This window comes from Nocardia mexicana NBRC 108244, from assembly GCF_001613165.1.
GTDB lineage: Bacteria > Actinomycetota > Actinomycetes > Mycobacteriales > Mycobacteriaceae > Nocardia > Nocardia mexicana.
Map to the genome: position 1 here is coordinate 214,213 of NZ_BDBV01000021.1, position 12,368 is coordinate 226,580.

A 12,368-nucleotide genomic window follows, 5' to 3' on the forward strand; every position below is an offset into this window, starting at 1 on the left:
CGCTGGATCCTCTCGCTATGCTGTCGGGGTTCAATTCCGCTGCAGTACGAGGGAGATCGTGGTTCATCCCGAAATCGGTGCGACGTTCGCGGACTACATCGTCGACGGGGTCCTCGGACAGGGCGGCATGGGGACGGTCTACCTGGCTCGGCATCCGCGGCTGCCGAGGTCGGTCGCGCTGAAGGTGTTGAACCGCACGGTGTCCGGTGACCCGGAGCTGCGCAAGCGGTTCGAACGGGAAGCCGGTGTCGTTGCGCGACTGGAACATCCGAACATCGTCGGTATCTACGACCGCGGTACGCACGACGGCTGCCTGTGGGTCGCCATGCAGTACATCCAGGGCGGTGACACGGGGCGGCTGGATCCGCGGCAGCTGAGCGGGGATCGGGCGGCCCGGATCATCGCCGATACCGCGTCCGCGCTGGACTACGCGCACGCGCACGGGGTGCTGCATCGCGACATCAAACCGGCGAACATCCTGCTGGCCGCGGCCGACGCGGGCCGGGCGGAGCGCGCCGTCCTCACCGACTTCGGGATCGCCCGGCTGGATGCGGCCACCAAGATCACCGCGACCGGAACGTTCACCGCGACACTGGCATTCGCGGCGCCCGAACAGCTCTCCGGGGAGCAGCTGGACCACCGGGCGGACCAGTATTCGCTGGCCTGCACGCTGTTCTCGCTGCTGACCGGGCGGGCGCCGTTCCCGGCGGACAATCCGGGACAGGTGGTGGCGCAGCATCTTTCCGCCCCGGTGCCGCCGCTGAGCCCGCTGCGGCCGGATCTGCCGATCGGTCTGGATGCAGTTCTCGCGCGGGGCATGGCCAAGGATCGAGGGCAGCGCTTCGGCAGCTGCGGTGAATTCGCGGCGGCGGTGTGGGTCGCGCTGTCCGGGCGGCCCGCCGCGATGCCGCCGTCGTCGGAAACCGTTGTGTACCCGGATGGCTCGCCGAGGCCGGGGTACCCGATGCCGTATCCGGCGCAGTCGCTTACGCCATACTCGGCGCAGCCGCAGATCGCACCGATGAAGCCGGAACGGCGCGGCAGGCGCGCTGCCCTCGCGGTGGCGGCGGCCGTAGCCGTTGTCGTGGCCGGTGCCGGGGTGACCTATGCGATGCGGAGCCCGGATACCAAGTCGGTCGCCGACAGCGCCGGGCCGGACGCGGGGACCGGCGGCAAGTCCGCCCCCGCAGCCGAGAAACGGCATCCGGGCGGCTGGAGCGACGGCGAGCAGGCGATCATCCAGGCATTCCCCAAGGTGTTCACCGACCCGGTCAACCGCGCGGACTGGCGCGGAGCGGGGTGCACGGGCACGACCACCGGGCCCGGCCAAGGGCCCGAGAAGAGCGGTATCACCTGTGCCGCAGCCGATTTCACGCTATCGATCTACGACCTCGGCGACGCCGCCGCGGCCGTGGACTACCTCGGCTCGCGCCCGCCCGGCGTGAACTGGAACGAGGGGAAGATCACCCGCCGCGGATTCACCTCCTTCCTCCCGTACCGCTGCAGCCCCGACAGCGACTTCGGCGCTCCCGGTACCAAGTACTTCTGGGGCGGCTTCAGCTCCGAACCGAAGTTCGGCCGCTACGTGGTCCTCATCGAAATGGACGCCGACTCCCGCGACCAGCTGGTCGACGTCTGGAGCGACGTACCGCTGTAGGGGTGATAGGCCACGATCATCAGCCCGCGAGGAACTCGAGGCGGTTGCCAACCGGGTCGGCGGTGTGGAAGCGGCGGCGGCCGGGAATCTCGGCCGGATCGGCCCAGCGAATCTCGTGCCCTGCGGCTCTGACGGCCGCCTCGACGGTGTCGATATCGACAACAAAGGCGGGGTGGGCCTTCCGGGCAGGACGGAAGGGATCTTCCACTCCTATGTGGAGTTCACCGTCCGGCCCGCCCACGCCCGGCACGGTGAACCAACAGCCGCCGCGGGCAGCAAGCAGGGGTGGTTTGGGAAGTTCCGGCCAGCCGAGAACCCCGCTGTAGAACGCTCGCATGCGATCCTCGGCGCCGGGCGGGCAGGCGATTTGGACGTGGTGAATCACGTGAACTCCTCGAAGACTCTTGCAGGACGAGCGTACTATTTGGACCCGATTCTCGGCTGTTCGATGCCGGTGCCGGCGGTTGGGGGCGACCGATACAGTCGGGGTGGGCCCGGAGGATTGATCGAGGTTCGCACCGACACCGTGAGGAGTTGCCGTGGATGTGTCTCGCCCCCGCCCGAGTGCTGATGCCGTGGCCGGGGTCGTCGCCGCGCTGGGCGATCTCGGGATCGAGGTCGACGACAGTGCGCTGACCCGGTCGCTGTACTCCTCGGACGCGTCGGTTTATCGGGTGTCGCCGGGGGCGGTGGTGTTTCCGCGGCGGGGGGAGGATGTCGAGGCGGTGGTGGCCGCCTGTGCGGCGAACGGGGTGCCGATCACGAGTCGGGGGGCGGGGACGTCGATCGCGGGTAATGCGATCGGGACCGGGATCGTGGTCGATCACAGCAGGTATTTGGATTCGGTGCTGGCTGTGGATGCCGAAAGTCGTTCGGCGCGTGTGCAACCCGGTGTCGCGCACGCCACCCTGCAGCGCCGTGCCGCGCCGCACGGCTTGCGGTTCGGCCCGGATCCCTCGTCGCATTCGCGGTGCACGATCGGCGGGATGATCGGCAACAACGCGTGCGGGTCGCGGGCGCTGGGGTACGGGCGGACCAGCGATAACGTGCGCGGGCTGCATGTGGTCACCGTGGCGGGGGAGCATCTGCGGCTGGGCAGTCTCGCCGGTCCCGATGCCGCGTCCGCGCCGGTGCTGGAGTCGTTGCGGACCATGGTGGGTGGATCGCTGGCCACGATCAGGTCCGAGTTCGGGCGGTTCGGGCGTCAGGTTTCCGGCTATGCGCTCGATCCGCTGCTGCCCGAGAACGGCTTCGATGTGACGAAGCTGTTCGTCGGGTCGGAGGGCACCCTCGGCGTCGTGCTCGAGGCGGACGTCACGCTGGTCGCGGATCCGCCGTACCGCGTGATGGGGGTGCTCGGCTTCGAGAACATGGTCGCCGCCGCGGCGGCCGTGCCCGCCATTCTTCCGTTCTCTCCCATCGCCTGCGAGGGGCTCGACAGCCGGATCACCGACGTCGTTCGTGCGGTGCGGCCGGGGGCGGTGCCCGAGATGCCCCGGGGCGCAGGGTGGTTGTTCGTCGAGTTCGCCGGGGAGAACCGGGCCGAGCTGGAGGCTATGGTCTCCGCGGTCGCCTCGGCGAGCGGGGCGCTGGACTGGCGGCTGGTCGGGTCGGCGGCGGAGGCCGCGGCGTTGTGGAAGATCCGTGAGGACGGCTCGGGTCTGGTGGCGCGGACGCCGAGTGGTCGTCCGGCACATGCGGGCTGGGAGGATGCGGCGGTGCCGCCGGAGCATCTGGCGGAGTATCTGGCACAGTTCGAGGAGCTGCTGACCGGGTACGGGCTGACGGGGGTGCCGTACGGGCATTTCGGTGACGGGTGCGTGCATGTGCGGATCGATTTCGATCTCGACGACGCGCGGGGTCGCGACAGGTTCGAGCATTTTCTCGACGAGGCCGCGAAACTGGTTGGCACCTACGGTGGTTCGATGTCGGGGGAGCACGGCGACGGCCGTGCCCGCAGTGCGCTGCTGTCGCATATGTATTCGCCCGCGGCGCTCGAGCTGTTCGGGCGGGTCAAGCATCACTTCGATCCGGGGAATCTGCTGAACCCGGGCATCATCGTCGACCCGTTGCCCGCGTCCGCCGACATCCGTTATGTGCCGGCGCCTTCGGTGCCGCAACCGCTGGCGTTCAGCTACCCGCACGACGCCGACGGCTTGTTCGGGGCGGTGCATCGGTGTACCGGTGTGGGCCGGTGCGTCGCTCCCAACCCGTCGGCCACGGTGATCTGCCCGTCGTTCCAGGCCACCGGTGCGGAGAAGGATTCGACGCGGGGGCGCGCGAGGGTACTGCAGGACGCGGTGACCGGGCATCTCGGTGCGGCGGGCCTGTCCGCGCCGGAAGTGCATGAGGCCCTTGATCTTTGCCTGAGTTGCAAGGGCTGTAAATCCGATTGCCCGACCGGTGTGGATATGGCGACCTACAAGGCCGAGGTGCTGCATCGGCGGTACCGGGGCAAGGTCCGGCCGCGGTCGCACTATTCGCTGGGGCGGTTGCCGCTGTGGTTGCGTCTGGCGCGCCGCATGCCTCGCATTGCCAACCGGCTCAGCAGGATTCGCGCTACTCATCCGATGGTCGCCTGGGTGGCGGGCATCGACGCGCGCCGCGATATCCCGGCGATCGGTGCGTCCGCCGACCGCAAGGCGTGGCGTGCCGCGCAGCGGGAGACGGGGACCGGGACCAAGGACGTCGTGCTGTTCGTCGACACCTTCACCGACAGCTTCACTCCGGCGGTCGCGACGGCGCTGCTGGAGGTCCTGCGTGCGGCGGGCTATCGCGTGCACGTACCGGAGCGCGGCGTCTGCTGCGGGCTGACGTGGATTTCCACCGGCCAGCTCGACGGCGCGCGCCGGCGGCTGGAACAGACGGTGGCCGCTCTGCATCCTTATGTCGAGCAGGGGATGACGGTGCTGGGGATCGAGCCGTCGTGCACCGCGGTGCTTCGTTCCGACCTCGTCGAGTTGGTGGGAACCGAACAGGCGCAAGCGGTTTCGGCGGCGGTGCGCACGCTGTCGGAGCTGCTGACCGGCGACGAGGACTACCGGCTTCCCGATCTGTCCGGCGTGCGGGTGCTGGCCCAGCCGCATTGTCACCACCATGCGGTGCTCGGCTGGGACACCGATCGCCGGCTGCTGGAGCGTGCGGGCGCGGAGGTCACCGCGGTGGGCGGATGTTGCGGTCTGGCAGGCAATTTCGGTGCCGAGCGGGGACATTACGACGTGTCGGTCGCCGTCGCGGAAACCCAGCTGCTGCCCGCGCTGCGTGCCGCGGCTTCGGACACGGTGATCCTCGCCGACGGCTTCTCCTGCCGCACCCAGATCGAACACCTGGCCCACCTGCGCGGCGCCCACCTGGCCGAACTGCTCGCCGGAAAGCTCGGGGAGCGGGACTGAGAGCGCGTGGTCGCGTGAGTTGCCGCGCGTGTGAGGACGCGATGGGAATACGATCGGACCGGAGTTGACGGTTCGGCGGGGGAGCCCGTTGGGGAGAAGGGGTTACGGGGATGACAGATTCCCAGCGCGGGCCTGGTGAGCGGCCGGGGTTCGGGCCGCAGTTTCCGCCGCCGTCGACGGGCGGCCGCAGGACGGGACCGATTATCGCCGGTGTGCTCGGGCTGGTGGTGCTGCTGGGGCTGGGGGTGGTGATCGGCATCGTGGTCGGCGGTCGCGACGACGAATCCTCCGGTAGCGCTGGTACCGCCCGGCCGGAGGCGGACGCGTATTCGATGAAGGCGGTCACCAATGCCTGCGACCTTGTTGACCCCACGCCCCTGACCAAATGGTCGCCCACGCCGAAAGGCCCTGCCGAGCATGAGGAATCGCGTCCGTCCGTGTACGGGAGCGGTGGCCTGAAATGCGATGTCGGGTACACCAGCGCGACCGGCGGCGAGTTTCCGATGAACAAGGCCGGAATGCGGGCCGAGGCGCAGTTCACCGATGGCGCGGCGCCGCCCTTCTACGATCACTGGAAACACGCCGACGTCCTCACTCCCGAACCCGGGTCGGCGTCGGGCGAGATCCGCGGACTCGGCAACCAGGCCTACTGGTACTCCGAGATCACCGGGGATCTCGTCGCGAACATGGCGCACGCCGTCTGCGTGCAGGACGGCAATGTCTCTGTGCGAGTGCAGATCTCCCTCACTCGCGAGAAGGGTTCCCCGGTCGTACAGCGGGACGAACTCGATTTCATCGCCCGATCCCAGGTCCGCAGGATCCTGGAGGGCCTGCGGGCGAAGTAGCGACGGCGGGCGGTGACCGGCATACGATCGCATCGGAGTGGAGGTCGACGGGGGAGCCCGTCGCGGAACCGGAGGGGTTTGCAGGTATGGCCGATTTCCAGGGCGGGTACCTGCCGCCGTCTCCACGGCCGACCGGCGGCAGGACGGGCCTGATCGTCGCCGGTGTGCTCGGGTCGGTGGTGGTGCTGGGCCTGGGGGTGGTGATCGGTGTCCTCGTCAGCAACGGAGACGGTGAATCCGCCACTGCCCCGGCCACATTCGGTACCTCGCCCGCCGCCGCGACCACGACGACCTCCCGCCCGGCACCGGCGCCGGGCAACTATTCGACGAGCGGGATCGCGAACGCGTGCGACCTTGTCGATCCGACTCCGCTGCACAGATGGTCGTCCACGCCGAGGGAGGCTCCCGTGCATCGGGAGTCCCCGCCGAACACCTCCGACGGCGGGAACCTGTACTGCGCCATCCGCTTCAACAGCCCGTCGACCGTCGCCGGCGACACCACCGTCGACGAAGCCGGCATCGGCCTCCAAGCCGAGATCACCGGCGCCGCCGGAACCCACGCCTACGACCGCTGGCGGCAGACCGACACGGCCACCACCAGAGCGGGGCGGGCCTCGGGCGAGGTCACAGGAATAGGAAGCCAGGCGTACTGGCACACATCGACCACGGACACCGGCAACGCCATGACCTACATCGTGGGCGCGCAGGACAGCAACGCCTCGGTACGAGTGGAGGTCGCCGTCCTGCGCGCCGCGGGCGAACCCCCGCTGAACCGCGACGAACTCGGCACAATCGCTGAAAACCAAGCCCGCAGAGCCCTGGACGGCCTACGAAGGCCGTAGCGCCTCCGCCGTATCGCGGTCATGATCCTGGGTCCGTGGTGTACGAGGTCGATCAACCGGATGTTGTCGAGTCGAAGACCCGCATGCCGGCCGAGTTGGGTGCCGTGCCTCTTGCGGTGTAGTGGATCGCTGCGCGCAGGTACTCGGTGGTGGGGATGTCGAGGAGTAGGGTGCGGCGGCCGCCGTAGAGCAGGCATGCGCCCTCGGACAGCAGCAGCATCCAGGTGAGGTTGCGGCTCACGCGAGTTCGTTCCTCCAGGGCCGCAACGGGTTCGGGTGGCACGGCAGGTGCCTCGGTGCGCGCGGGTGCTCCCGTGGTGGGCGGCGGATCGGCGAGCGGCCGCGGGGCGGCGGGTTCTTGCGGTGGCCGACTCACGGGTGGTGGCGGGGCCTGCGGCGGGGCCGGTGCGACGACGCGGAGGTCCGGAGGCACAGGAAGTTTCGCCACCGGCGCCTGGCGGATGCGGGCGAGTGCGATGAACCAGTCGGCGATGAACCCGGTCGGCGTCCGGCCCGCGGTGATCGCCGCGGCGGCGTAGGCACCGTGCTGCACCACGGTGTCGCGATATTTGACCCAGGTCTCGGGGGACGCGAGTTCCGTGTTGTCCGTGATCAAGCGGGAGAGGGCGTCGAAGGCCTGGCCGACGAGCTGGCGGACCTTCGGGGCGGGCGTGCGGGTCGGCACGGTCGTGAACACCTTGCGCGCCAGGAGCGCGAGTGCGCCGAGCGGATCACGGTCCGCCATGGCCATGATGTCGCCGACGTCCCGGTATCCGAGCACGGTGCCGAGAATGCTGGTGAGGGCGTTGACCGCGATCGTGGCGACGATGATCAGCGAGGGCTGCCCGGTGTACGGGTCCAGCAGCGCGCGCGGGTCGGATGCCTCGGCCAGCCGCTCGCTGAGCGTCTTGCCCTGATTCCATGCCAGGGTGCCGGGGGAGAGGCCCTGAATGTCGTGCTGCACAACGTCGGTCGCCGCCTCGCGGACGGTCCGGCCGAGCGCGTCGGCGATCGAGGACAGCGCGGCCATCGGATCGTCGGGTGGCAGCAGGGCCTGACCGGCGATATTGACGAGCATGTGCAGGACCGGCGACGCGGTGGGGGCATCGCAGGTGAGGTCGCCGGGAATACAGAACGACGCCACCCGCCCGGTGAGCGCGCCGAAATCGGAGGCGAGGTCGCGCACGGGACCGATGCCGCCCCCCGTGGTCTGTGGCTGCTCTCCGATCAGATGGGCGAGACCGTCCGCGATCGTTCCCGGCGGCGGCTCCGGCGAGATCTGGTCCGGAACACCGGGAAACAACGGGGCGTCGGGCAGCCGGGTGGGATCACCCATCAGCGCGACCGCCGCGACCCGATCGGCGGGGATCGGCGACCGTCCCGCACCGATCTCCTGGGCGAAGATCGAAACAATATGTGCGCCTTGGGAATACCCGGCAAGGGCGAGGCGGGTGCGCGGGCAGCGGTCGGCGACGGACTCCGCCATGGACCGCAGCCGCTCCAGCCCGCCGAGGACCGATTCCATGTAGCTGACGTTTCCGCCGGGTACGGCGCCGCCGAACCCGGCGTCATAGGGCACGTAGGCGCGTTCGGTGCGGTAGGGCTCGGCGGCGAGCATCGGGGCGAAGATGTTCGAGAGCATGCCGGTGTCGTCGGTCGGTGCCGCGTCGGGTGAGGACTGCCCGGTGCCCTGGACGCCGAGGGCGTACAGGGCCGGGCAGTCGGAGTCCGCCGTTGCGGGTGCGGCGGAGGACACGGCGCTCTGCCAGCCGAGCGCCATCGCGGTTCCCAGCGCGGCGGTGGCCACGCCGATCATGCGAACGGTTCTCCGGGAGAACGGAATTCGGGCCATCTTCCCCACCTTCGACTGGTTACGGGCCGATTCGCTGTGCTGACGAGCGGTGACCTACAGGTCCGCTAGTAGCGCGGCGGTGCCGTGGCAGGCCTCCTCGATGGAGGGCCGGATCTGCTCGGGTGGGAGCTCGAAGCCGTACTTTCCGGTATCGCGCAATTCGACCGTGAGGGCGAGGATTCCGTGGACGCCGTACAGCCAGCTCGTCATGTCGCCCTCCGCCCGGTAGAGGACCTCTCTCGTCGTGCCGGTTTCCCAGTGGGTGCCATAGGGTTCGGACATCGCGTCTCCGACGCGGTCGGCGGCCTCGGCCAACCGGCGTCGACTCGGCGCGGACGGTGGCTGCGGACCGTCGGAGTAGGTGACGGTTTGGTGGTGGGAGTGAAAGTCTATGGCCGCGGCGTACTTTCGCGGTTCGACGAACTCACGGACCGCGCGGGTCTCGGGTTCGGAGAACGCCGCGGGACCGGCGTAGTTCTCGTCGCACTGGTCGTCGCTGGCTCCGGCCCCGTCCCAGCGGTAGTCGTAGTTGCGGTTCAGATCGACGCCGCTGCACCAGGGGAGCGGGCCGCGGGCGTCGGCACGGTTCTTGCGCCACATCCGGTCGTCGGTGCGGGTGTATTCGTAGCCGTCCGGATTGACGATCGGGACGATGTCGATCGGATGCTTGTCGATCAGCCTGCGGAGCGCGGGGTCGCTGGAATATCCGTCGATGAACCGGTCCGCCACCCCCATGCAGACCGCGATCGAAATCCATTCCCTGCCATGCTGACCGCAGGTGATCAGCAGCCGGGCCGCGGGGCCGGAAGCGTCACCGATCGTCAGTGCCGGAAGCGGGCGGCCCTGCACGCTGTGGCCGATGGAACGGAGATGGACCAGGCCGGGATCGCGGGCGACGTAGGACACCAGCCGTGCCGCGGTGTCGGAGTAGGAATGGTAGGCGCTGTCGTAGGCGTCGGCCGATGCCGTGCTCTCTCCGGGGATCAAACTCATTGCCGCGCAGGGCAGGACGCAGGCCATGCAACGGATGAAACGTCTGAACGACATGGTCATCGACTCCACTTTTCGGACCGTTTCGGAACGGGGTGGCGAGAAACGGCGGCGGGCACGGTGTCCGACAAACGACTGCCGTGCCCGCCGCCGCGGTGATTCAGCGTGCGGCGATCAGGTCAGCCGCAGGAGAAGAACATCTTGTGGCCGGTGGAGCTGATGAAGCCGCAGACGTCCTTCGACGACTGGTCGGCATTGGCAGCGCCGTCGTACTGGACGTCGTCGCCGTTGGCGTTGTCGCTGTAGACCTCGTCCCCGTTGACGTCGTCGCTGTAGGCGCTGTCGCTGTAGGCGCTGTCGCCGTTGGCGTCGTCGCTGTAGGCGCTGTCTCCGTTGACGTCGTCGCTCTGCTGGACGTCGTTGTTGTAGGACGCGTCGCCGTTCTCGCTGTCCTCGTCGCTCTCCTCGTCCTGAATGTTGTTGTAGGAGGCGTCGTCGCCGTGATGGACATCGTTGTAGGACGCGTCGTCGCCGTTCTGGATGTCGTTGGGCAAGATACGGTGGTGCCGATCAGTGCGGCCCTTGACGTCGTCGTTGCGGTAGACGTCGTTGGCAGAGTCGCCCCCGCCGCCCTCTTCTTCTTCGCCGCCGTCTTCTTCCTGGGTGTACTTACCGCGCTTGCTGTCGCCCCCCTGTCCGCCGGAGCTTCCGGAGCTACCCGAGTTCCCCGAATTCCCCGAGTTCTCGTCGCGCACATAGCCGTCGAGGCCTGCGCCCTGGTGACCGGCGATCGCGTCGGCGACCTCGCCGACCAGCTCCGCGCCGAGCTTCACCGACTCGGCGATAGCCGTGTCGGCCCCCGAGACGGCGCTGTCGTCATTGATGACCTGGGCGAGGAACCGGCCCTGGTGAACCTGGCCCTGCTGCTTCGCCGCCGAAACCTGCTGCACGGCAGCGGTATCGACGGGTGCGGCCGCATTCGCGGGTGACGCCACCGCGAGCGAGGCCGACAGCGCCGCGATACCGGCGCCGACGGCGAGTACGGATCGTGAAAAGTGCACTTTTCCTCCAGATCTCTGGTAGTCGAACCGGACTCAGAGCAGCGAGCCGATGACGTCGGCCAGTGCGCCGACCAAACCGACGACTCCGCCGCTCAGCAGGGTGGAGACTCCGTCGATGACAGTGGAGAGCAGACCCATTTCGATTTACCTTTCGTTCGTTTGGTTTGTGCGGTCGTTCAACCATTTCCCGTACGCCTGTGCTTCATATTTCGGAAATGCCGGGCGGCACAGGCGACTTCATCAGGAGGTCGACGGCGGGATTCCGTCGACAATGGACGCCGCGTACGGCAGCACGCTCTACATGGAGCGTCACTTCGACTTCGAAGCAGAACGGCTTTCCGGATTGGTCTCGAATATTATTTGTTTCGAGGCACGTTCGAATCGACGGCCGCACAGTACTTGCAGCGGGTGCAATTTGGTTTGCGACCGTGTGATTTGCCTTGTGTCACAGGATCTTGCTACCGTCGCCGCGATCATTTCACGCTCGTCTGAAAGATTCGAATCCGCCCGCGGAACATAACTGGGAGCAGCGAATGTTGAGTGGTCTCTTCGATGTAGTCCACGGCACATTGGCCGTGGTGGAAAACCTTCTCCAAGTCATCACCCTGGGGCTTCTGGGCTGACAGGCCGAGAGCGGTCAGGTGCGGGCGCGCACTTCCAGGGTTTGCAGTGCACGGCCCAGTGCGCCCCGTTCGTCGTGCAGGACGGTGGAGCAGAGACCGATTCCGTCGGGGCCGAGGGATGTTTGCGCGTCCAGGCCGATCCATTCGCCTTCCGGGAGGCGGAAAAGGTCGACGGTGAGGTCGGTATTGAGGAAGGACCATTCCGCCGGATCGAGTTGCGCCCCCACGCCGTTGGCGATATCCGCGACGGACAGCGTGCGTACCAGCGGGCTCATCGGCTCGTCGTCGACCACCACGGTGCGCGGACGCACCCACACCCGCCGCCCGGCGCCGCCGATGACTCGGAGGTCGATCGTCTTGGCGTATCCGACATCCCAGCCCGCCGGTATCTCCGAGTCCGCGCCTGCCTCGGGCACTGGCGGTAGCGGGGGCTCGGCGGACTGGGCGACCGCGGCCGTGTCCGAGGTCGTGATGCGCCAGGCGCGGGCGCTGGCGACCGTGCGGCGAGTGCCGTCGGCCTGCCGGGCCACCAGTTCGGCGGCGACGAGTTCGATGCGCCTGCCGGGACGTTCGATCCAGGCCCGGACGTCGATCTCGGCCACCGGAATCGGGCCCAGGATCTCCGTCGTCAGCCGCGCCACCCGGGCGCCGTCGCGCGGATCGCATCGTTCGATCGCGCGGGCCAGCAGCGCCGACGGTGGCGCGCCGTGCTGCATGGTGGGCGCCCATACGCTCACCGCCGATTCGGTCGCCGAATAGCGTTCGAAGCCGTCGTCGGTCGATTCGACCGATCGGAAATAGGGCTGGATCGCCGGGCGACCGCCCGGCTGCGCCTGATCGGTTCGGTCTATCTCCCGTGCTCGGCTCACGGGGCCAACCTACCCGTCCGTTACCGCTCGAGCGTCGAATCGCCGGGCCGGCAGTGGGCCTCGATCAGTCGGTTGCGGTGTGCCGCAGCAGAATTACGAGGTAGGGGGCGCCGAGCAGGGCGGTGACGATGCCCGCGGGAATTTCGACCGGGGCGAGCAGCGCGCGGCCGACGGCGTCGGCGGCGACGACGAGGGTGGCGCCCAGCAGCGCGGCGATCGGGACGAGCCGGGCCGTGC

The 12,368-nt window shown here is 68.6% G+C and carries 9 protein-coding genes and 1 pseudogene; 4 read left to right on the top strand and 6 right to left on the bottom strand.

From position 1 onward, the window contains the following. Nucleotides 1-58: 58 nt before the first annotated feature. Nucleotides 59-1,657, top strand: coding sequence for a serine/threonine-protein kinase (locus NM1_RS08480; protein ID WP_068016158.1), 1,599 nt, complete (start codon nucleotides 59-61; stop codon nucleotides 1,655-1,657). Nucleotides 1,658-1,676: 19 nt separating this feature from the next. Here the strand turns inward: NM1_RS08480 and NM1_RS08485 are convergent, their stop codons facing one another. Next, nucleotides 1,677-2,042, bottom strand: coding sequence for a VOC family protein (locus NM1_RS08485; protein WP_068016161.1), 366 nt, complete (start codon nucleotides 2,040-2,042; stop codon nucleotides 1,677-1,679). Between the two features lie 154 nt (nucleotides 2,043-2,196). On the opposite strand from NM1_RS08485, the gene NM1_RS08490 reads away from it, so the two are divergent. The 3 genes from NM1_RS08490 to NM1_RS08500 all read left to right on the top strand — a co-directional run bounded on the left by NM1_RS08490 (nucleotide 2,197) and on the right by NM1_RS08500 (nucleotide 6,736). Beyond that, complete coding sequence (locus tag NM1_RS08490; RefSeq protein WP_373864031.1) at nucleotides 2,197-5,049, top strand: FAD-binding and (Fe-S)-binding domain-containing protein; 2,853 nt, start codon at nucleotides 2,197-2,199, stop codon at nucleotides 5,047-5,049. 110 nt (nucleotides 5,050-5,159) lie between these two features. Beyond that, complete coding sequence (locus tag NM1_RS08495) at nucleotides 5,160-5,894, top strand: hypothetical protein (RefSeq protein WP_147288835.1); 735 nt, start codon at nucleotides 5,160-5,162, stop codon at nucleotides 5,892-5,894. Nucleotides 5,895-5,980: 86 nt separating this feature from the next. Continuing rightward, entirely contained in the window at nucleotides 5,981-6,736 is a 756-nt protein-coding gene (locus tag NM1_RS08500) for a hypothetical protein (protein WP_068016170.1), read from the top strand. Nucleotides 6,737-7,832: 1,096 nt separating this feature from the next. Here NM1_RS08500 and NM1_RS44780 read toward each other — a convergent pair. The 5 genes and pseudogenes from NM1_RS44780 to NM1_RS08525 form a co-directional block, all read right to left on the bottom strand. Continuing rightward, nucleotides 7,833-8,588, bottom strand: a pseudogene (locus NM1_RS44780) (cutinase family protein); the annotation flags it as partial. 54 nt (nucleotides 8,589-8,642) lie between these two features. Continuing rightward, on the bottom strand, nucleotides 8,643-9,581 hold the full coding sequence (locus NM1_RS08510) for a M14 family zinc carboxypeptidase (protein WP_169814219.1): 939 nt from the start codon (nucleotides 9,579-9,581) through the stop codon (nucleotides 8,643-8,645). A 176-nt stretch (nucleotides 9,582-9,757) separates the two neighbouring features. Further along, nucleotides 9,758-10,639 (bottom strand): hypothetical protein, encoded by an 882-nt coding sequence (locus NM1_RS08515; protein WP_068016179.1) that lies wholly within the window; start codon nucleotides 10,637-10,639, stop codon nucleotides 9,758-9,760. A gap of 637 nt (nucleotides 10,640-11,276) precedes the next feature. Next, entirely contained in the window at nucleotides 11,277-12,131 is an 855-nt protein-coding gene (locus NM1_RS08520; RefSeq protein WP_246010794.1) for a thioesterase family protein, read from the bottom strand. 64 nt (nucleotides 12,132-12,195) lie between these two features. Further along, nucleotides 12,196-12,368, bottom strand: a 173-nt coding sequence (locus tag NM1_RS08525) for an iron chelate uptake ABC transporter family permease subunit (RefSeq protein WP_157123873.1), incomplete at its 5' end; no start/stop codon positions are given.

Coding starts and splice junctions, on each gene's coding strand:
- NM1_RS08500 (WP_068016170.1), top strand. CDS start 5,981: ATGGCCGATTTCCAGGGCGGGTACCTGCCGCCGTCTCCACGGCCGACC.
- NM1_RS08510 (WP_169814219.1), bottom strand. CDS start 9,581: ATGAGTTTGATCCCCGGAGAGAGCACGGCATCGGCCGACGCCTACGAC.
- NM1_RS08495 (WP_147288835.1), top strand. CDS start 5,160: ATGACAGATTCCCAGCGCGGGCCTGGTGAGCGGCCGGGGTTCGGGCCG.